This window comes from Pseudomonas sp. RL_15y_Pfl2_60, from assembly GCF_963970595.1.
Lineage (GTDB): Bacteria > Pseudomonadota > Gammaproteobacteria > Pseudomonadales > Pseudomonadaceae > Aquipseudomonas.
Map to the genome: position 1 here is coordinate 473,904 of NZ_CAXAOE010000001.1, position 19,866 is coordinate 493,769.

The 19,866-nt window shown below is 56.9% G+C and carries 19 protein-coding genes; 8 read left to right on the forward strand and 11 right to left on the reverse strand.

The features are described from left to right. The first annotated feature begins 75 nt into the window (after positions 1-75). From codB to codA, 3 genes are read left to right on the forward strand one after another with little or no spacing between them, the layout of a single operon-like run. Entirely contained in the window at positions 76-1,353 is a 1,278-nt protein-coding gene (codB, locus tag AACY26_RS02250; RefSeq protein ID WP_339510561.1) for a cytosine permease, read from the forward strand. Next, positions 1,354-2,595, forward strand: coding sequence for a PucR family transcriptional regulator (locus tag AACY26_RS02255; protein ID WP_339510563.1), 1,242 nt, complete (start codon positions 1,354-1,356; stop codon positions 2,593-2,595). It begins immediately after the preceding gene. Next, the gene (codA, locus tag AACY26_RS02260) at positions 2,592-3,827 is read left to right on the forward strand and encodes a cytosine deaminase (protein WP_339510565.1); all 1,236 of its coding nucleotides are present in this window, start codon (positions 2,592-2,594) and stop codon (positions 3,825-3,827) included. The genes AACY26_RS02255 and codA overlap by 4 nt, the downstream gene beginning before the upstream one ends. A gap of 72 nt (positions 3,828-3,899) precedes the next feature. Here codA and AACY26_RS02265 read toward each other — a convergent pair whose 3' ends face one another. From AACY26_RS02265 to AACY26_RS02295, 7 genes are all read right to left on the reverse strand, one after another. Beyond that, a complete protein-coding gene (locus AACY26_RS02265; protein WP_339510567.1) occupies positions 3,900-4,760 on the reverse strand; it encodes an HlyD family secretion protein in 861 nt (286 codons plus the stop codon). A gap of 17 nt (positions 4,761-4,777) precedes the next feature. Next, complete coding sequence (locus tag AACY26_RS02270; protein WP_339510569.1) at positions 4,778-4,981, reverse strand: DUF1656 domain-containing protein; 204 nt, start codon at positions 4,979-4,981, stop codon at positions 4,778-4,780. Continuing rightward, the gene (locus tag AACY26_RS02275; RefSeq protein ID WP_339510571.1) at positions 4,968-6,956 is read right to left on the reverse strand and encodes an FUSC family protein; all 1,989 of its coding nucleotides are present in this window, start codon (positions 6,954-6,956) and stop codon (positions 4,968-4,970) included. The genes AACY26_RS02270 and AACY26_RS02275 overlap by 14 nt, the downstream gene beginning before the upstream one ends. Before the next feature lie 386 nt (positions 6,957-7,342). Next, entirely contained in the window at positions 7,343-7,453 is a 111-nt protein-coding gene (ccoM, locus tag AACY26_RS02280) for a cytochrome c oxidase subunit CcoM (protein WP_010490515.1), read from the reverse strand. A 155-nt stretch (positions 7,454-7,608) separates the two neighbouring features. Beyond that, complete coding sequence (locus AACY26_RS02285; RefSeq protein WP_339510573.1) at positions 7,609-7,770, reverse strand: hypothetical protein; 162 nt, start codon at positions 7,768-7,770, stop codon at positions 7,609-7,611. An 8-nt stretch (positions 7,771-7,778) separates the two neighbouring features. Beyond that, a complete protein-coding gene (locus AACY26_RS02290; protein WP_339510575.1) occupies positions 7,779-8,381 on the reverse strand; it encodes an alpha-ketoglutarate-dependent dioxygenase AlkB family protein in 603 nt (200 codons plus the stop codon). A 46-nt stretch (positions 8,382-8,427) separates the two neighbouring features. Next, complete coding sequence (locus tag AACY26_RS02295; protein WP_339510577.1) at positions 8,428-8,730, reverse strand: aspartate-semialdehyde dehydrogenase; 303 nt, start codon at positions 8,728-8,730, stop codon at positions 8,428-8,430. A 180-nt stretch (positions 8,731-8,910) separates the two neighbouring features. Here AACY26_RS02295 and rapA point away from each other — a divergent pair, with 180 nt between their 5' ends. Next, positions 8,911-11,757: an RNA polymerase-associated protein RapA gene (gene rapA / locus AACY26_RS02300; RefSeq protein WP_339510579.1), complete on the forward strand. Its 2,847-nt coding sequence runs from the start codon at positions 8,911-8,913 to the stop codon at positions 11,755-11,757. A 59-nt stretch (positions 11,758-11,816) separates the two neighbouring features. On the opposite strand, the gene AACY26_RS02305 is transcribed toward rapA, so the two are convergent. After that, a complete protein-coding gene (locus tag AACY26_RS02305; RefSeq protein ID WP_339510581.1) occupies positions 11,817-13,166 on the reverse strand; it encodes a spinster family MFS transporter in 1,350 nt (449 codons plus the stop codon). Between the two features lie 318 nt (positions 13,167-13,484). Here AACY26_RS02305 and AACY26_RS02310 point away from each other — a divergent pair, with 318 nt between their 5' ends. Beyond that, the gene (locus AACY26_RS02310) at positions 13,485-15,659 is read left to right on the forward strand and encodes a putative bifunctional diguanylate cyclase/phosphodiesterase (RefSeq protein WP_339510583.1); all 2,175 of its coding nucleotides are present in this window, start codon (positions 13,485-13,487) and stop codon (positions 15,657-15,659) included. A 21-nt stretch (positions 15,660-15,680) separates the two neighbouring features. Here the strand turns inward: AACY26_RS02310 and AACY26_RS02315 are convergent, their stop codons facing one another. Together AACY26_RS02315 and AACY26_RS02320 are read right to left on the reverse strand one after the other, a co-directional pair. Further along, positions 15,681-16,475, reverse strand: coding sequence for a hydroxypyruvate isomerase family protein (locus AACY26_RS02315; RefSeq protein WP_339510585.1), 795 nt, complete (start codon positions 16,473-16,475; stop codon positions 15,681-15,683). A 5-nt stretch (positions 16,476-16,480) separates the two neighbouring features. After that, complete coding sequence (locus AACY26_RS02320; protein WP_339510587.1) at positions 16,481-17,368, reverse strand: NAD(P)-dependent oxidoreductase; 888 nt, start codon at positions 17,366-17,368, stop codon at positions 16,481-16,483. Between the two features lie 159 nt (positions 17,369-17,527). Here AACY26_RS02320 and AACY26_RS02325 point away from each other — a divergent pair, with 159 nt between their 5' ends. Then, on the forward strand, positions 17,528-17,881 hold the full coding sequence (locus AACY26_RS02325; protein ID WP_339510589.1) for a RidA family protein: 354 nt from the start codon (positions 17,528-17,530) through the stop codon (positions 17,879-17,881). A gap of 5 nt (positions 17,882-17,886) precedes the next feature. Further along, positions 17,887-18,708, forward strand: coding sequence for an AraC family transcriptional regulator (locus AACY26_RS02330; RefSeq protein WP_339510591.1), 822 nt, complete (start codon positions 17,887-17,889; stop codon positions 18,706-18,708). On the opposite strand, the gene AACY26_RS02335 is transcribed toward AACY26_RS02330, so the two are convergent. Next, positions 18,709-19,296, reverse strand: a complete 588-nt coding sequence (locus tag AACY26_RS02335; protein WP_339510593.1) for a LysE family translocator — start codon at positions 19,294-19,296, stop codon at positions 18,709-18,711. Positions 19,297-19,444: 148 nt separating this feature from the next. Here AACY26_RS02335 and AACY26_RS02340 point away from each other — a divergent pair, with 148 nt between their 5' ends. Continuing rightward, a complete protein-coding gene (locus AACY26_RS02340; protein ID WP_339510595.1) occupies positions 19,445-19,804 on the forward strand; it encodes a VOC family protein in 360 nt (119 codons plus the stop codon). Positions 19,805-19,866 lie beyond the last annotated feature (62 nt).

Sequence of the window (19,866 nt, forward strand, 5' to 3'; positions counted from 1 at the left end):
GCATTCTCAGAATCTAGCGGACTGGCACGCCATCTGCTATGCCGAATACTTCACTACCCCCTGTGGAGTTCCCCCATGTCAACCAACAACGATAGCGACTACCCGCTTAGCGAAGTTCCGCAAGGCGCCCGCAAAGGCCTGTTCTCAACCTCGATTCTGCTATTCGGCTTCACCTTCTTCACCGCCACCATGTTCGCTGGCGGCAAAATAGGCATGGCCTTTGATTTCACATCACTGATCTGGGCCGCGGTCATAGGCAACCTGCTGCTCGGCCTCTATGCCGCCGTCTTGGGGCTGATCGCCTGTCGCAGCGGTTTGAACTCAGTATTGATGGGACGCTTTTGTTTCGGTGAGGTCGGCAGCAAGCTGTCTGATGTTCTGCTCGGTTTTACCCAGATTGGCTGGTACGCCTGGGGCACAGCAACCATCGCCATCGTGCTGGTGAAAATTCTCGGCCTGCCAGAAGGCTTAACCACAACACTGATGGTGCTGTTTGGTTTTGGCTTCTGCATCACCGCTTTCATCGGCTACAAGGGCCTGGATATGCTTTCGCGGGTGGCCGTGCCGGCGATGATAGTGCTGCTGGGCTGCTCATTGTGGATTGCCACTCGCGATGCCGGAGGCATGAGCGCCTTGATGGCGATCGAACCCAAGGAAAGCATGAGCCTGAGCGTGGCCATCACCATGGTGTTTGGCACCTTCGTCAGCGGTGCCACCCAAGCCACCAACTGGACGCGCTTTGCCAAAAGCGGCCGTGTGGCGATGCTCTCCAGCCTGCTCGGATTCTTTATCGGCAACGGCTTGATGATTATTGCCGGTGCTTACGGCGCCATCGTTTACCAACAGCCTGACGTTGTAGAAGTATTGGTCCTGCAAGGCTTGTCGATGGCCGCAGTGGTGATGCTGTTTCTCAATCTGTGGACCACTCAAGACAACACCATTTATAACTTCGCCGCCGCTGGCTGTAACTTGCTGCGTACTGACCGTCGCAAGCTGGTCACTGTTGCCGGGGCGGGTATTGGCACCTTGCTGGCAATTGCCGGCATGTACGAAATGCTGATTCCGTTCTTGATCCTGCTCGGTTCGATCATTCCACCGATTGGCGGTGTGATCATGGCTGACTTTTTCTACGGCCATAAAGGCCGCTATCCAAAGCTTGCCGAAACGCAGCTACCGGCCTTCAACTGGATTGGCCTCGGCGCTTATGCGATTGGCGCGGTGTGCGCGTACGTATCGCCTTGGGTTGCCCCGCTTGTGGGGATTGGCGTAGCTGCATTTGCCTACATGCTGCTGTCTAAAATCATCAGCCCGATGCCGACAGGCACGATCAACGCCTCAGGTTCAGTCAACTAAATGAGCCTGACCCTGGCCGATGTATTGGCTCTCCCCGGCCTCGAAAGCATGCGCTTGCGGGCTGGCGAGGCCATGCAGAACAATCCAGTGCGCTGGCCTTATGTGGCGGAAAACAGCAGCATCGCCGAATGGATCATGGGCGGCGAGCTGGTCTTCGTCACTGGCATCAACCATCCACGCAATGAAGAAAACCTGTTGCTGCTGGTACGCCAGGCACAGGAACGCGCTGCCGCCGGCCTGGTCATCCTGACTGGCCCGGAATACATCAAGCAGATTCCACAGAGCGTTATCGACGCTGCACAGCAGTTGGGTGTACCGCTGATCGAGCAACCATACTCGCTGAAAATGGTGGTGGTCACGCAAGCTATTGGCACGGCCTTGGTCCAGGCACAAATGCTTGGGCGTTCGCGCCAGCACTTGCTTGAGCAACTGCTCGAAGGTGATGTGCAATCCCTCGATTCTTTGCTGCAAAGGGCGCACAGCCTGGGCTTGCCGTTGACCACTGCCCGGCAAGTTGCGCTACTCAAGCTCGAAGGCAGCGAACGCCTGATCGAAGCCTTTGGCGCGGATCAGGCCGAATCCATCTTGCAAAGCAGCCGCGAACGCCTGCAGCGTGCACTGCAACAGCTTCTGGACAACCTTGGCCAGGCACTTTCGCCCGTATGCCAAGGCGAACACTGGATCGCCCTGCTCCCAGCTGTCGCCAGGCTCGACCAGCAGCGTAATCGCCAAGCGATGCAGGCGCTGATCGAAGCGCTCAACCCGGAACTGGCACCGCTGCGCCTTTATCTCGGCCTAAGCACAGAGGGTCATGGCCCGGAACGTTTTGCCCATGCCCTGCACGAGGCCCGCCAGGCGTTGGTTGCAGCGCAGTCATTCCCCGAACGCCTGGGAGTGTGCAGCTACAACGAACTGGGGGCGATTGAACTGCTCGGCGCGATTCGTGATCGCAGTGTGCTCGACCAATTCGTCAACAAGGTGCTCGGCCCCATCATCAGTGATGACAACCGTCACGAACCCGTATTGATTCCTACGCTTGAGGCCTGGTTCCACGAGAGCGGTAATCTCGCCCTCGCGGCCCAACGCCTGGGCGTACACCGCAATACCATGAGTTACCGGACCCAGCGCATCGAAACGCTAACAGGCAGCTCATTTAACAACCCCCACGACCGCCTGAACATCAGCATCGCCTTGTTGATTTGGCGCCTGTCTTCTTCACGCCCTGCCCGGAGTACCGAATGAACATTATTAATGCCCGACTACGCGGTCGCGAAGGCCTATATCGAATCGTCCTGGAACAGGACCGAATCACTGAGATCAGCCCCCATAACCCGACAATCAGCGCAGTGCCGAACGACCTTGATGCCGGCGGCAACCTGGTGATTGCTCCCTTTGTCGAGCCACATATTCACTTGGACGCCACACTCACCGCGGGCGATCCGGCATGGAACATGAGCGGAACCCTGTTCGAAGGCATCGAGCTATGGGGCAAGCGCAAAGCGCAGGTCACCCACGAAGACACCAAGTTGCGCGCCAAAAAAACCATCGACATGCTGGTTGAGCACGGCATCCAGCATGTACGCACCCACGTTGATGTCACCGATCCCACCCTGGGCGCGCTCAAGGCCATGGTCGAGGTGCGCGAAGAAACCCGGCACCTGGTCGATATGCAAATTGTGGCCTTCCCGCAAGAAGGTATTGAGTCGTTCACAAACGGTCGTGCGCTGATGGAGCAAGCGGTTGAACTTGGTGCCGACGTGGTCGGCGGTATTCCGCACTTTGAAAACACCCGCGACCAGGGCGTCAGCTCTATCAAGTTCCTGATGGACCTGGCCGAGCGTACCGGATGTCTTGTCGATGTGCATTGCGACGAAACCGACGATCCTCACTCGCGCTTTCTGGAAGTGTTGGCAGAAGAAGCCCGGGTACGCGGCATGGGCGCTCGGGTCACCGCCAGCCACACCACTGCCATGGGTTCATACGACAACGCTTATTGCTCGAAGCTGTTCCGCTTGCTGAAGATGTCGGGCATCAATTTTATCTCCTGCCCGACCGAGAGCATTCATCTGCAGGGACGCTTCGATACCTATCCCAAGCGCCGCGGCCTGACCCGGGTTGCCGAGATTGATCGCGCCGGAATGAATGTCTGCTTCGCCCAGGACTCAATCGTCGACCCTTGGTATCCCTTGGGTAACGGCAACATCCTGCGCATACTCGAAGCGGGCCTGCACATCTGCCATATGCTCGGCTACGCTGACTTGCAGCGCGCCCTGGACCTGATTACCGACAACAGTGCTCGCACCCTGAACCTCGGTGAGCGCTACGGCCTGGAAGTCGGCCGCCCTGCCAATCTGCTGCTGCTGTCAGCGCCAAGTGACTACGAGATGATCCGCACCCAGGGTTATGCCCTGACCTCGATTCGTGCCGGCAAGGTGATCATGCAGCGCACACCCGCCAAGGTGGCGCGATTCTAGGACAATGCGCAAGACGGTCGATGCTCGACTTGGCGCCGCACTTAAGGAACCTCCGGGATTTGCAGAGGTTCCTTAGCGCTTGTCCAGCACCTTGACGCTGGCGGTCATGCCCGCACTCAACAAGACATCTTCCGGCATTTCATCAAGCTGGATGCGCACCGGAATACGCTGCGCCAGGCGCACCCAATTGAAGGTCGGCTCGACATTGGCCAGCAATTGGCTATCAGGGCTGGCGTTGCGGTCAGTGATGCCACGGCTAATGCTTTGCACATGACCTTTGAGTGGATGCTGATAACTCATCAGCCAAATCTCGACTTCATCACCGACCGCAATCTTGGGCAGCTTGGTTTCTTCAAAGTAGGCCTGCACGTAGTAGGAATCTTCATCCACCAGCGCCAGCACCGGCTGGCCGGTGTTCACGTAATTGCCTTCAGCCAGCTGCAAGTTGGTGATGTAGCCGTTACGTGTTGCCAGCAATCGACTGCGCGAGACATTCAACTCGGCTTGCTTCACCTCAGCCTGTGCCTGGTGATATTCAGCCAAGGCAATTTGCGCGCTGATCTGCGAGTTCTCCCGCAACTCGGCGCTGATTGCCTGCGGCCCCAGACGAGCACGCCTGGAGGCTTCGTGCTGACGCAAATTCAATTGTTGCTTGCGGGTTTCCAACACCGCCTTGGCCTGCTCAAGGGCAACGTCATAGCGTTCGGGGTCGATCTCCATCAGCAGGTCGCCCACGCCAACCCGCTGGTTGTCCTTGACCGACAACCCCACCACGGCTCCGGAAACATCAGGCGCAATGGTGACGATATCGGCGCGTACTCGTGCATCGCGCGTCCATGGCGAGTACATGTAGTAATTCCACAGCCAGTGGCCGGCAAACAATGCTGCCAGCACAACAGCCAAGGTGATACACACACGAATAGTTGAACGCATAAATTGATTCTCCATGACTAACGCCCAAGCACCGCAACAATGCCTGCCAACACACACACAAACAGCGCCGTATCAAACAAGGCTTCATGCCAGATCCAGCGCGAGGCCCCCAGGCGTGCAAACAACAACCGCAAGATCCCGGTCACTGCAAACGCCAACACCAGGTAAATAAGAAACGGGCTGAGCAGGACACCGCCTATCGACCACTCATGCAAGCCCATATTGCTCTCCTTTATGAGCACACCAGTTTTTCCAGCCTAACTGCAATTGCAACAGAGCGGCTCGCGCCAGACGCCGATCAATACTTGAGGTATTGGCATTGAGCGCCTGCAATAATTCGTCAACGGCTGCATCCAATACCTGTCCACGCTCGGGCGCCGGACCAATGCCCAACTGTTGGTCAAGTTGCTGCAAGAAATGCTGCTCGGCGATACCCACTGACTTGTCACCGGCCTCAAGACAAGCACGCAGGTGCAGTAACTCGTCACCCAGGTCAAGGCTGGCGATACCATCATCCCAGCGCGTGCGGGTTGCGTCGGGCAACGCGGGGTAATGTCGCGCCAGCTGCAATAGCCGATCGGCAATACGCCCGCCGAACCAGTTTTCGGCACCATTGAGCGGGCGCCGGGTCAAGCGCCTCAAGTCATTCAATGTTGCGTCCAATAACCGACTGCCCAGCCAGCGAGGACTGCGGATAGAGATCAGTTTGAATGCCAGCACGGCAAAGCCAACACCCATGATCAGTGCCTGCGAGGTGTTGAGGAAATAAGTGACACTGAAATTCATCTGGTTTTGCGGCGAACAAAGCAAAATGAAGTGCAGCGCAAAAGACGTGGATGTAGCGCCCATCGCCGGGTTACACATGCCTAACGCAGCGAAAAACAGCGGCACGCCCATGGCCAGACAAAGCATGGCAAAGCTACTCAGTTGAGGCAGGACAAGTTCCCCCACCACAAATGCCACTGGAATCGCGTAGAAAATTCCACGCAGGAACATCATGCCGATCTGCGCTGCATTATCACGGCTGGCAAACAAGCTGCAGACCACCGCCGTCATCAAGATACCGCCGGAGGCGAAGGTCCAGCCGGTCGCCATCCAGAACGCAGAAAATGCCAGGAAGGCCAAGGCGCTGCGGGCACCATAAATCAATGCCGTTTGCCAGTCGCTGTGCCATGACAAAGGGTCTGGTGCATTGCGCGGGGCAACCCCCTGCTCGACAGCATGCAGCGATTGATCGGCAACCTGCATGCGGGTGACCAACAGCAACAAGCGCTCCAGGCAGATCTGTTGTGCAGGATTCAATCGCTCGCTCAGCGCGGCCAATCTAACCCGCTCGGCCAGCTCATCCAAACCGCTCATCTGCTCCATATCAAACTGCTCACGGGCAGCGATAATCAAGGGCTCGATACATTCCCGCTCTTGCGCACTGAGCTGACGCAACTGACGCCCCACGCCGCGCGCGAGGCGCAACATACTGAGCAGGTCACGGCTCAAGACCCGCAGCGCAGCAGCACGCTGACGCCCGCGTGAGCCCTCAAACCAGGCATGTTCGCGCTGTGAGTCGACCGCCACTATATGCCCAAGCACCTGCAGCAAGCCTTGCCGTGCATGGCTCTCTTGCGCCAAAGCCAACGAGGCCGCATTCAAGCCAGCGCGCCAGGCAACATTGGCCTGTTTGATCAGTTGCACCTCGACCCTTTGCGGCCAGATGATTGCGCTCGCTGCAGTGGCACAAAGGATACCCAGTGATATTTCGGTGCAGCGTGCCACTGCTTGATCAAACACCGTCAGCGGATTGCCCACTGCTGGCAAGCCAATGATGGCCACGGTGTAGCCCGCCAGCACAAAGGAATATGACCAGGCGCTGCGCAGCATGGTTGAAGACGCCGTACACATCGCCAGCCAGACCGCCAGCGCGCCGATGAACACCCAAGGGGTCTGCGCGAAAAGACCGATGAATGCCACGGACATTATGGTCCCGACCAGGGTGCCCACCATTCGCGCCAGCCCTTTTTGCACAACCATGCCTGACAATGGCTGGGCCACGATAAAGGCGGTCATCATGGCCCACACCGGTTGCTCCAGGCCAAAGCGCATTGCGCACCACAGCGCCAGCCCTGCTCCGAGCAGCGTTTTGATTGCAAATTGTATGGCTTGTCGGCTAGGCGCAATGAAGGCCAGCGATGCGTGGGGCATAACTGCGTCCGAGGAATTGCTCACATATGAAAATAGCGGATTGACACCAACACGCCTCTGAAAACTTTCACCCAAGGTATTGATTGCTCATCGATGATCACGGGCGGCGCAGCCGCTTTGGTAACCCGTGATCCTGCAATTGGGTTTTGCACTGGAGGGTTTGTAGAAGCCTTTCGCGTGACAATTATTAGCCAGCTAACTAAATTCGTCCAGCCCATACTCGAAATTTATGCAAAATCGGCGGTTGCAAATTTAGCTGATTCAAGCGCGGGGTTGGGCAGTCAGCTTAGCCTTCGGCCATGCCCATTGCAGACGATGACCCATAAAAAAAGGCGACCTAAGTCGCCTGAAGCTGCCTTGCGTGCAGTCGAGTTGAAAGACCCGCCTTACTTGCGCTTGTGCGCGTCTTTCCAAATGAACATACCAACCCCGCCAAAGAAGGCGAACATCAGCAATACAGTGCCAATACCTGCAAGAACGACAGTGTCGATAAACATGGTTGCCTCCTGAGCGGCGTGTAATCTGGAATAGCTCCAAGTTACGCAATGTCAGGCTGGCTGGTCTTGACTTGGATCAATAATGATCCCGGGGCGGGGCTGAATCAGTAGCAGACACTGATCCAGATCAATAGACAACAGAGGCTTGTAAAGACTTAGCGCTTCTTCGACTTGCCTTTCGACTTTTTCTTGGCCTTAGGCAATGGCAAGGCCTGCTCGAATGCCTTGCGCATTTCATCGAGCCTCTTGTCGTGCAGGTCGTGAATCCGCTTGCCACGCTCGACGTTAAAGTCGATCAGGTTGTTTTCATTGCTCATGGGCAAAATCATCCCCCGTCCAGTACATAACGAAAAGTCAGATTAAGCCGTGGTGCGCAGGGTTTACGCGTTTTGGCGATCTGGTGTTGCCAATAATGCTGGGTTGATCCGCGCATGACCAGTAGCGAGCCATGATCCAAGTGTAACGAGTGCTCAATGCGTTGCTGGCCTTTACGGCGCAAGTCAAAACGCCTGCTGCCGCCAAGACTCAATGAAACCACAATCGGATCGCGACCCAGCTCGCTTTCATCATCGCTGTGCCAGCCCATGGAATCTTGGCCGTCGCGATAGTAATTGAGCAGCAATCCATTGAGCGGTTGACCCACATAAGTTACCAGTTGCGCACGAATCTCGGCCAGCAGAGGCGTCCAAGGCAGGGGCGCGTGATACAGGCCAGAATAACGATAGCCAACGCCAGCGTCACCATACCAGGCCAGCAGGCGCGGCACCGGATGGCGGCGCCCAAACAAATTGACCTGGGGTTGTTGCCAAGGCGTCTGTTGATATAGCTGTAGCAACCAGAGGTCGGCAAGCTCGGCACTGAGCCATTGCGGACGAAAATCCAACTCGGCATCAGGCAATTGCAGCGGGGTATCAGCGAACAAACTCACAGCGCTATTCACTCAAGGCAAAGGTGTGCGGACCATTGTTGGTTGTTCAGACCTCAATATCCACCCACAATCCCCGGCGCGGGAGTTCCTCGCCGTCCTCCTGGGGCTCGGCGTCGACCGCCTCGTCACCCGCTTCGGCCAGCAAAGCTGCAACATAGCGCTTTTGTTGGCGGCGCTGCTCTTCGCGCAATATCGCCTCGGCGTCCTGCGGATGACGTTTGTCGAGGTTAAGCGCGCTTTCCTTGCTGGTTTCTGCCACGGGCATGACCGGCGGGGTGAGCGGTTTGGGCTTGACCACATCCTGGCTAGCAGTGACGGGGACCAAGCTCTGCGGGATCGGTGGCAACACGATTGGACCCTCCTTTGGTCAGGCTGTCGGCAGCTTTAGCGCAAACATGAGCCTGGCCTCACTACACTTTCGACTCAACGGCTGATTTTTATATCCAGCGAAACGCAAAAAGATCAATGGGGCTTTGGCCTAAACCGGCGTTGCGGTTACCATAGCCGGCTTTTCACGCGGGAGACAGGCATGGCGCAGCAGTACGAACCGGGGCAACGCTGGATCAGTGACAGCGAAGCAGAGCTGGGCTTGGGGACCATCCTCATGCAGGAAGGTCGCATGCTCACGGTACTTTACCCGGCGACTGGCGAAACCCGTCAATACGCTGCGCGCAGTGCACCACTGACGCGTGTGCGATTCTCGCCCGGCGATGAGATCACCCATTTTGAAGGCTGGAAGCTGACCGTACAGGAAGTCGACGATATCGACGGCCTGCTGGTCTATCACGGCCTCAATGCGCAACACCAAAGCGTGACAATGCCTGAAACGCAGCTTTCCAACTTCATCCAGTTCCGTTTGGCCAGCGACCGCCTGTTCGCCGGTCAGATTGACCCACTGGCATGGTTTGGCCTGCGTTACCGCACGCTTGAATTCACCAGTAACCACATGCAATCGCCGCTCTGGGGTCTGGGTGGCGTGCGTGCGCAGCCAATCCCGCACCAGTTGCATATTGCCCGCGAAGTTGCAGATCGAATTGCACCGCGCGTATTGCTGGCCGACGAAGTAGGCCTGGGTAAAACCATCGAAGCAGGCATGGTGATCCATCGCCAGCTGCTCTCTGGCCGCGCCAATCGTGTGTTGATTCTGGTCCCTGAAAACCTGCAACACCAGTGGCTGGTGGAAATGCGTCGCCGCTTCAACCTCGACGTCGCCCTATTCGACGCCGAACGCTTTATTGAAAGCGACGCCAGCAACCCGTTCGAAGACTGCCAACTGGCGCTGGTTGCCCTGGAATGGCTGCGCGAAGATGAAAAGGCCCAAGACGCTTTATTTGCAGCAGGCTGGGACTTGCTAGTGGTCGACGAAGCGCACCACTTGGTTTGGCACCCTGAACGCTCCAGCCCTGAATACTCGCTGGTTGAACAGTTGGCTGAAGTGATTCCCGGTGTTCTGCTGCTCACGGCAACGCCTGAGCAACTTGGCCAGGACAGCCACTTTGCCCGCTTACGCCTGCTCGACCCGAACCGCTTCCACGACCTCGAAGCCTTCCGCGCCGAAAGTGCCAACTACCGGCCGATTGCCGAGGCCGTGCAAGAATTGCTGGATCAAGGTCGCTTGTCGTCCGAGGCCCATAAAACCATTCATGACTTCCTTGGTGCCGAAGGCGAAGGCCTGCTGGCGGCGGTTAATGACGGCGACAGCGAAGCCTCTGCACGCTTGATCCGCGAACTGCTCGATCGCCACGGCACTGGCCGTTTGCTATTCCGTAACACCCGTGCTGCTGTCCAAGGCTTCCCTGAACGGGAACTGCATGCCTATCCGCTGCCGAGCCCGGATGAGTACATGGAGCTGCCGATCGGCGAGCATCCTGACCTGTACCCGGAAGTCAGCTATCAAGCCCAAGCAGAGGTTGACGAAGAGCAGCGCTGGTGGCGCTTCGACCCTCGGGTCGAGTGGTTGATCGACACCTTGAAGATGCTGAAAAAATTCAAGGTCTTGGTGATCTGTGCCCACGCAGAAACCGCTCTGGACCTTGAAGACGCGCTGCGTGTGCGCTCGGGTATCCTCGCCACCGTATTCCACGAAGGCATGAGCATTCTTGAGCGTGACCGTGCCGCCGCTTACTTCGCGGACGAAGAGTTCGGCGCCCAAGTGCTGATCTGCTCCGAGATCGGCAGTGAAGGCCGCAATTTCCAGTTCGCCCACCACTTGGTGTTGTTCGATCTGCCTGCCCACCCCGACCTGCTTGAGCAACGCATTGGCCGTCTTGACCGTATCGGCCAGAAGCACCGGATTCAGTTGCACGTTCCCTACCTTGAGAGCAGCCCGCAAGAACGCCTGTTCCAGTGGTATCACAATGCGCTCAACGCATTTCTGGCCACCTGCCCGACAGGTAACGCCCTTCAGCATCAGTTTGGCAGCCGCATGTTGCCGCTGCTGGAAAGCGGTGATGACAACGAATGGCAAGCCCTGGCTGACGAAGCCAAAACCGAGCGTGTACGTCTTGAAGGCGAGCTGCATGCAGGCCGCGACCGCTTGCTGGAACTCAATTCCGGCGGCGCAGGTGAAGGCCAGACCCTGGCAGCCGATATCGAAGAGCAAGACGACCAGTTCGCCTTGCCGATCTATATGGAGCAACTGTTCAATGCCTTTGGTATTGACAGCGAAGACCACTCGGAAAACGCATTGATTCTGCGCCCAAGCGAGAAGATGCTCGACGCCAGCTTCCCGCTCGGCGACGACGAAGGCGTGACCATCACCTACGACCGCAACCTGGCGCTAAGCCGCGAAGACATGCAGTTCCTGACCTGGGAACACCCCATGGTGCAAGGCGCCATGGATCTGGTGCGTTCCGGCTCGATGGGCAACACCGGCGTGGCCTTGATCAAGAACAAGGCGCTGAAGCCAGGCACCGTACTGCTTGAGCTGCTCTATGTCAGTGATGTAGTCGCACCACGCGCCCTGCAACTGGGTCGCTATCTGCCGCCAGCAGCGCTACGCTGCCTGCTCGATGCCAACGGTAATGACCTTGCCAGCAAAGTGGCCTTCGAGACGCTCAACGATCAACTGGAAAGCGTGCCCCGTGCCAGCGCCAATAAATTCGTCCAGGCCCAGCGCGATACGCTCAACCCGCAGATCGCGGTGGGTGAAGAAAAAGTCATGCCCCGCCATCTGGAGCGTGTTGCCGAAGCCAAGCGTCGCCTAGCGGCTGATATGGATGAAGAACTTGCGCGCCTCACCGCACTTCAAGCGGTCAACCCAAGCGTGCGCGACAGCGAGATCGAAACCCTGCGCAGCCAGCGCGAGCAAGGCTTGAGCTCGCTTGATAAAGCGGCGTTACGCCTCGAAGCAATCCGCGTGTTGGTTGCTGGTTAATCGACTGCGGCAAACAAAGAAGCCCGCAGACGCGGGCTTCTTTTTGGGCGCGTAAAAACTCAGCTTAAGGCGACGCCTGCGTCCAGCGGCACATCGGCGGACATTTTGTGCTGCATACGCTGAGCATCCGCAGCGAAGCAGAGCGAGGCCTGAACCAACGCCAGCATGGTCAGGAACAACGCCACTGGAATCAAATACATCGCATCATGCAAGCCAACTGCCTTGAACGCCTCGTTCATCTCACTGGCTCCCGCCGCAAGCATGGCTGCCTGGGCAAAATGATCAGACAACAAACCAACCGCCAATGGCCCGAGACCACCGCCCAGCAAGTACAGACCAGCAAAGAACAACGCCATTGCCGTGGCCCGCAAGCGAGGTTCAACAACATCCTGAATCGCCGTGTACACGCAAGTGTAGAAGTTGTAGGAAAACAGCCAGCCAAGACTGAATACACCGACAAATACAGCGACTTCGATACGTCCTGAAAACAGCGCGTAGCCGGTTGCCAGAGCTGCTATCAACATGCTCAGGGCCGCAAACAGCAAGCGGCCGGTCTCCGATCGCTGGTGAATTTTGTCCGCGACCCAACCGCCCAGGGTCAAGCCAACAAGGCCAGTCAGGCCCACGATCACGCCAGTCGCCACCGCCGCCTGCTCCAACGGCAGCAAGAAGTAGCGTTGCAGCATCGGCACCATAAATGAGTTACACGCATAGGTTGCAAAGTTGAACGCCAAACCGGCCAGCACCAACCACCAGAAGGTACGAATGGCCAAGACTTTACGCAGCGGCTTTTCAACTTTCGTAGTTGCCACTGCAACGCGCTCGGCTGCGCCACGCGTTGGCTCCTTGATAAGGAACATCATCACCGCCAACAGCAAACCCGGTACTGCCGCGATAAAAAATGGCGCGCGCCAGCTGTCAAAGATTCGCACCATGCTGCCGATGGTAAAAAAGGCCAGCAATAAGCCAATCGGCAAACCGAGCATAAAGATGCCCATCGCCCTGGCACGCTTGTGCGCCGGAAACAGATCGCCAATCAACGAATTTGCGGCAGGTGCATAGCTGGCTTCACCAATGCCGATGCCCATGCGAATCAGCAAGAAGCTCCAGAAATTCCAGGCCATCCCATTCACTGCAGTCAAACCGCTCCACGCAGCCAGGCCCCAGCCCATGATTTTGCGTCGCGCGCCGGTATCCGCCATGCGCCCAAGCGGCACACCGGCAATGGCGTAGACAATGGTAAATGCAGTACCCACCAGACCAAGCTGCAGATCGCTCAGGCTCCACTCTTTACGCAGCGGCTCGATAATGATCGCCGGAATGGTGCGGTCGAAAAAATTGAACATATTGGCCAGAAACAGCAAAAACAAAATGCGCCACGCATTGGCTGCCTGCTGAGTGGGTTGCATGCGAAGTTTCCTATTATTCTTGTTGTTTTGCTGAAACCTCAAACAGCGTTCCAACTATCGATGTTGGGTGCACGCTAGAGCCTATAGCGGCCTATGTCTGTGACTATTCGCGCGCTGAATCCATGACCCTAACCCAACCCTATCCGATCCCTCCAAGGCATGAGGCCTAGCCCAGCGCTCACTCAGTGCTAGCGGCATAATCGTTGTTTTCCAGCGTTTTTTTTCGCGCATTAGTTGCCAATGGCTACACTTGCCTGAGCCAGTGTCATTTGGCCACTCCGAGGCTAATGACACCCTGTTGGTACTGGAGAAATAATCATGGATTGGTTTGATCTGCGATTTACCCGGCATATTCCACCAGATGGACACTTACTGGAAAGCAGCCATCAAAGCCTGGGCATGATGCTCTTGGCTTTTCTACTTGCCTGTATTGCCTGCTACACCGTACTCGAAGTGATTGAGCGCATCAGCCATGCGCAACAGCCACTGAGCCGCTGGTTGTGGCGGATAGTCGGTGCACTCTGCTTGGGCAGTGGTTCATGGGTACTGCACTTTATTAATCAGTTGCCCGCAGCGGAATATGCACAAACTGCTGTAGTTGCGTCGGCAAACTTCAGTTCCTTGTGTGTCGCCACGGTCTCGGCCTTTGTGGTTATGTTGAGCATCTCCAAGGGTCAGGCCAAGCCAGTACGACTCTTCACCAGCTCATTGCTTATCGGCTTGAGTAGCACAACGCTGCATGTGTTTGCGATAACCCAGAATGCCCAAGTGATCGCCCTGTTTTACTCGCCCCTACTGATCATGGCGTCACTCACCTTCGCCTGCGCCTTCAGCTATGCCGCCCTGTACAGCTACGACCGCCAACATGCCCAGACCACTCCATCGATGTCACGGTTGAGCCGGATTACCGCCAGCGTAGCGCTCGCACTGGCGATCGAGTTAACGCATGGCTTCGGTATTGAAGCAGTAGTCGCCGACCTCGCAAGCGCGACCCCAACTGAGGTGCTCATGGCTGAGTCGCACATGGCCCTGATTGTCTCGTGCCTGGCATTGCTGGGATTTGCCGCGAGCCTGATTGCTGCTGCGCGGGACAAGCACCAAGTCGTTAGCCAGTTTAATGTTCATCGCGTAAATAGCTTGCTCAACCAACTTGATCAGGCCCGCACATCACTACAGCAAGCAGCCAACTACGATGTGCTAACCCAGCATTTGAACCGCCGGGGCCTGAATCTCGCATTCACCGAGAAGCTGCTCAAGCACCAGCAAACCAATACACCGCTGGGCATATTGGTTATCGATATCGACCATTTCAAGCGGATCAATGACAGCTTGGGCCATGCTATTGGCGACAGCATGCTTAAGATAATCGCCGAGCGCGTGGGTTCCGCATTGCGCAATGACGACGTGCTCTCACGCCTGGGCGGCGACGAATTCTGCGTGCTAGCCAGCCTCAAATCCAAAGATGAAGCACGGGTTTTGGCCGGACGCATTTTACTGGCGATGAAAGAACCCATAGTGATCAATGGCCGGTGCATGATGATGACCTCGAGCATTGGCATCTGCATGTTTCCCGAGGACGGCAACACCCCGGATGAACTGCTCAAGCATGCCGATCTGGCGCTGTACCAGGCCAAGGGCAGCGGCCGCAATCAGATGCACTCATTTAGCTCGCCGCTAAAGGCCAGGGCCAGCGTTGAGTTGCTGCTCGAAGAAGAATTGCACAGCGCGCTGCGCAACGATCAAGGTTTGCAACTGTTCTATCAACCGATTCTCGACCTGCACAGCGGTGAGCTCAGCAAACTTGAGGCGCTCGTGCGTTGGCAACACCCGCAGCGCGGACTGCTCAGCCCAGACCGTTTTATTGGTATTGCTGAAGCCAACGGTTTTATCGCTGAGCTGGATAACTGGGTACTGCGCCGCGCTTGTTGCGACCTCTCACGCTTGGCCGATGAGGGGCACGGGCATATCAAGATCGCAGTGAATTGCTCTGCCCTAAACCTGGGGCGCAAGGAGTTGGCCGAGGAAGTCAGCGAGGCGCTGTCGCACTTTTCAGTTCCTGCGCAACGACTCGAACTGGAAGTCACTGAAAACGCCCTGATGGGAAATATCGGCCAAGCCGTCGATCTACTTCAGGAGCTGCGCGCCCAGGGCGTCAGCTTATCCATTGATGACTTCGGCACCGGCTATTCATCACTGGCTTACCTGAAGCGCTTACCCATCGACACTTTGAAAATCGACCGATCCTTCATCCAGGACATTCCCGGCGCCCATGAAGACATGGAGATCGTCCAGGCCATAATCGCAATGGCTCATTCACTGCGACTCAAAGTGGTCGCCGAGGGCGTGGAGACGCCCGAACAATTGAACCTGCTCGCCAGATTGAAATGCGACAGCATTCAGGGTTACCTGCTCAGCCGTCCCATTCCAATGCAGCAATTATTGACCTTTCTCGCAGACTTCAAGGTCGAGAGCAGCGCTGCATATCATTTATAGATAAGCGCCTGAACACGCAAATCAGGCATGTTCCAGCTGCGCGCGCCACTCGCGCAGCCAGCTCAAACTGGCCTGCGTGCCCTGAGCTCCAGGTTTGTACTCAGCACCTATCCAGCCGCCATAGCCGCTGGACCTGAGTGTTTTGAACGCGGCCATAAAGTCCAGCTTGCCGCTACCCGGCTCGCCACGACCGGGGCAGTCGGCAAACTGCACATGACCGATACGGCCCTTGAGCCGATGGATACCCGTGCTGATGTCCTCGCCCTGCATGGCCATGTGATAAAGATCGTACTGGGCGCTGCAGTTGGCGTGATCAACCCTCTCCAGCAAAGCCTGCAAATGCGCGCTGCCATTGATTAAAAAGCCGGGCATATCCGTTGTATTGACCGCCTCGCAGACCACTCCAATGCCCAGTAAAGCAAAGGCGTCGGCGGTCTTGCGCAGGTTGGCAGCCAAGGTCTGCAACGCGTGCTCGCGTTCGACACCCTCAGCCAGCCGCCCTGGCAGCACGTTAACCAACGCCGGTCGGACCATCGCCGCATAGCTCAAAGCAGTCTCCAGCGCTTGATCAAACTCGGCCTGGCGCGCCGGTACCGCCGCCAGGCCATCGCCGCCAGTCATTAAATCCGCAGCAGGCAGATTGATCACGCGCAGCGGCATACCTGCGGCTTCAAGCGCCTCCTTCAAACGAATAGCCGGGACCTCATAGGGAAACTGAATCTCAACCCCGTCAAAACCTGCCGCGCTGGCGGCGACTATTCGATCGACCAGAGGCAGTTCGGTAAATAGCAGTGATAGATTGGCGCAGATTTTCATAGGCTTTACTCACAGTCACGGTATTGCTTGACCAAAGTGGCAGGGTCTTTTTCCAGATAACCTTGGCTACCATGCAAACGCATCAGTTGCGCAGCCAAGCCAGTCACAGGCGTTGCCGACCCCGTCTGCTGGGCGACTCGAACGGCGGTATCCAGATCCTTGAGCAAGGTGCGTACGTGCCACTTGATGGGTTCAAACTCACTCGCCGCCATTTGTGGTGCAAGAATCTGCAGGGGTTTTGAATCCGCAAAACCACCAGCTAGCGCTGGCGCGATCAAACTGGCATCCACCCCGGACTTTTCAGCCAGAGCAACGACTTCAGCAATGACCAGAGCGTTGCAGGCAACGATCATCTGGTTGCAAACCTTGGTAACCTGCCCCGCACCCACATCACCCATGCGCGTGAGACGCTGGCCGAGATGAGCCAGCACGGGCCTGATCTGTTCGATATCTGCATGGGCACCGCCCGCCATGATTGCCAATGACCCCGCCTCCGCGCCAGCAGTGCCGCCAGAGACAGGCGCATCGATCCAGCGCATGCCGCTGCGACGCTCAAGCTCGGCTGCCATGTCCCGGGTTTGCGCGGGGTCAAGGCTGGAAAAATCGACCAACAACTGGCCCGGTCTTGCTGTCTCGACCACGCCACCCGGGCCGAACACAACGTCACGTACCACATCGGTATTGGCCAGACACAACATGACGATGTCAGCCTTGGAACAGAGTTGCGCCGGTTGATCCACTGAAGCTGCACCCAGTTCGATCAACGGCTGGCATTTATCAGGTGAGCGATTCCACACAGTCAATGGATAACCCGCCGCCAGCAGGCGACGCGTCATCGGCAGGCCCATCAGACCAATTCCGGCAAAAGCTAAAGCGTGTAAACCAGCAGACATCATCAACTCCAGTCGTGACCAAGGTTATGCGGCTATCTTAATCCCAAAGCATGGTCGTCATTCAGCCGCGAGCTGATTAGACTATGGGCTTTCGGGCATAGTAAGCCGCAGCATATTGCGACTGCGCCCATTTCACTGTCAAAAGACCAAGGGACTTCCATGAGCATCACTCGCTTAGAAACCTCCGCACGCATGAGCCGCGTTGTCGTTCATAACAATACGGCCTACCTCTGCGGCCAGGTTGCTGAAGACCGCACCGCGGGTATCGAGGATCAAACCAGGACCATGCTGGCCAAGGTTGATGCACTGCTGGAATCGGTTAACAGCAGCCGTGAGCAGATCCTTTCTGCAACCATTTATATCAAGGACATGAGCCATTTTGCAGCCATGAACAACGTGTGGGATAACTGGGTTCCAAGCGGTTTTGCCCCGGCCCGCGCCTGTGTACAGGCCAGCATGGCCAGCCCTGAACTGCTGGTTGAAATTTCCGTCGTTGCGGCGATCAAAGAGTAAAGGTCATGACCAATAGCGTGCCGCAATTCTGCCGTGATCCGGCATTGCCAGCCATTGAGGCACGCTCGATCGTTGATGGGCGCAAGGTCTGTTATGCACTGCATGCCCATGCCCATTTTTCTATTGGGGTGATCACCGCCGGGGCCTGCACCTACATCAACGGCGCGCAACGCCAGGCTATCAGCCAAGGCACGACCGTGCTGATGAATCCGCAGGCAGTGCATGCCTGCAACCCGATTGACGAGCAACCCTGGTCGTATCGAATGCTTTATATCGACTGCCAATGGCTGGCCGGAGTGCAGGCCTCTGTGCGGGAGCTTTCAGCTGGGCAATTTCAAGGCTATCAGCCGATCCTGAGCCTTTCTCCAGCGCTCTTTGATGCCTTCAATCAATTCTACGACAAGCTGCTCGACACCTCGCTCACACCAGAGGTGAAGCAGGCATCGGCACTGGCGTTCTTCGCCTTGATGGATCGCACCCTTGCTCCGCAGGCTGGCGCGGCCAGCGAACCCGAACAGGCCCACGCAAAACTTGAATTGGCCGCTGCGTTTATCCGTGAAAACTGCGCACAGCCGTTGAGCCTGCAACAGATCAGTGACGCTGCTGGTCTCTCCCGCTCGTACATGATTCGCGCATTCCGCCAGCATTTCGGCATGACACCACACACCTACCTGACCAACCAGCGCGTACAGCTTGCGCAACGCCTGCTTAAGCGCGGTGAATTGATTGTCGATGCGGCGCTGGCGGCAGGCTTTGCCGATCAGGCGCACCTGCAGCGCACCTTCAAACAGTTTATGGCCGCCACACCCGGGCAATACCGGGGCTGATCAAGCCAACAACAAATAACCACAGCACAGCACCAGCAACGCCGCCATCAAGCGGTTGAACACGCGCATGGCAGTTGGTGAACTCAAGTACTGCTGCAAGAAGGTCCCAGCCACCGCCCAGCAGGCAATCGACAGGTAACAGACAATAAAATAAATCGTTGAAAACTCAGCAATCTGCTGCACGTCGCCATCCGCCACAAAGGCGCCCATGCCAGCAACACAGGCCATCCAGGCCTTGGGGTTAAGCCATTGCAAGGTTGCCCCATAGAGCATCGACGGCGCTCGCCCCTTATGCGTCGTATTCAACTCGCCGTTATCGGTCGCCAACTTGAATGCCATAAACAGCAAAAAGGCAACACCAGCCAACTTGATCAACTCGGTCAGAAACGGCCACAGCTGCAAGACTTTATGCAAGCCCAGTCCAGTCAACACCAGCAACAAAGTGAAGCCCAGCGTTGCACCCGTGACATGCCGCAGGCTGGCCCGCAAACCAAACTGAACCGCGCTGCTCAAGGCGATGATATTGACCGGCCCCGGTGAAATTGAACTGGCCAGGGCAAACGCCGCCATCGACAACCAAACACTCATACCCAACCCTCACCCGACTGTTTATGCAAGAAGCGCAAGGCTAAACAGTGGCCAATCGCAAGGATTGAAGAAAAATACCCTGGGTAGCTGGTCTACTCTCAAACGGGGGGTTAGCTTGAGCCCAGTAACATCGACACAGGAGCCGCCAATGCCCGCACATGAAAAAATCAATTACGTCGAGTTCCCGGCCAAGGACCTGAGCGCTACCAAAGCATTTTTCAGCGCTGCCTTTGGTTGGTCATTTGTCGATTACGGCCCGGACTACGCGGCATTTTCCGACCAGGGGCTCGACGGTGGATTCTTCGCCTCGGACCAATGCTCGACCTGCGCCAACGGCAGCGCACTGATCGTCCTGTTCAGTGACGAGCTTGAGGCCACGCAGGCCAAAGTCAGCGCTGCCGGAGGCACAATCAGCAAAGCAATCTACAGCTTCCCCGGTGGGCGCCGCTTCCACTTCGTAGAACCCAGCGGCAATGAGTTTGCTGTGTGGGCGCTGCCAGCTAGCTGATCCTTGGAGCACCCGGCAGATAAAACATTTATAGGTACCCCAGTGGCAAGCACGTTATGCTT

Excerpts from the sequence above, each read along its gene's own strand:
- codB (WP_339510561.1), top strand. The coding sequence starts at position 76 with ATGTCAACCAACAACGATAGCGACTACCCGCTTAGCGAAGTTCCGCAA.
- AACY26_RS02255 (WP_339510563.1), top strand. The coding sequence starts at position 1,354 with ATGAGCCTGACCCTGGCCGATGTATTGGCTCTCCCCGGCCTCGAAAGC.
- codA (WP_339510565.1), top strand. The coding sequence starts at position 2,592 with ATGAACATTATTAATGCCCGACTACGCGGTCGCGAAGGCCTATATCGA.
- AACY26_RS02265 (WP_339510567.1), bottom strand. The coding sequence starts at position 4,760 with ATGCGTTCAACTATTCGTGTGTGTATCACCTTGGCTGTTGTGCTGGCA.
- AACY26_RS02270 (WP_339510569.1), bottom strand. The coding sequence starts at position 4,981 with ATGGGCTTGCATGAGTGGTCGATAGGCGGTGTCCTGCTCAGCCCGTTT.
- AACY26_RS02275 (WP_339510571.1), bottom strand. The coding sequence starts at position 6,956 with ATGCCCCACGCATCGCTGGCCTTCATTGCGCCTAGCCGACAAGCCATA.
- ccoM (WP_010490515.1), bottom strand. The coding sequence starts at position 7,453 with ATGTTTATCGACACTGTCGTTCTTGCAGGTATTGGCACTGTATTGCTG.
- AACY26_RS02285 (WP_339510573.1), bottom strand. The coding sequence starts at position 7,770 with ATGAGCAATGAAAACAACCTGATCGACTTTAACGTCGAGCGTGGCAAG.
- rapA (WP_339510579.1), top strand. The coding sequence starts at position 8,911 with ATGGCGCAGCAGTACGAACCGGGGCAACGCTGGATCAGTGACAGCGAA.
- AACY26_RS02305 (WP_339510581.1), bottom strand. The coding sequence starts at position 13,166 with ATGCAACCCACTCAGCAGGCAGCCAATGCGTGGCGCATTTTGTTTTTG.
- AACY26_RS02310 (WP_339510583.1), top strand. The coding sequence starts at position 13,485 with ATGGATTGGTTTGATCTGCGATTTACCCGGCATATTCCACCAGATGGA.
- AACY26_RS02315 (WP_339510585.1), bottom strand. The coding sequence starts at position 16,475 with ATGAAAATCTGCGCCAATCTATCACTGCTATTTACCGAACTGCCTCTG.
- AACY26_RS02320 (WP_339510587.1), bottom strand. The coding sequence starts at position 17,368 with ATGTCTGCTGGTTTACACGCTTTAGCTTTTGCCGGAATTGGTCTGATG.
- AACY26_RS02325 (WP_339510589.1), top strand. The coding sequence starts at position 17,528 with ATGAGCATCACTCGCTTAGAAACCTCCGCACGCATGAGCCGCGTTGTC.
- AACY26_RS02330 (WP_339510591.1), top strand. The coding sequence starts at position 17,887 with ATGACCAATAGCGTGCCGCAATTCTGCCGTGATCCGGCATTGCCAGCC.
- AACY26_RS02335 (WP_339510593.1), bottom strand. The coding sequence starts at position 19,296 with ATGAGTGTTTGGTTGTCGATGGCGGCGTTTGCCCTGGCCAGTTCAATT.
- AACY26_RS02340 (WP_339510595.1), top strand. The coding sequence starts at position 19,445 with ATGCCCGCACATGAAAAAATCAATTACGTCGAGTTCCCGGCCAAGGAC.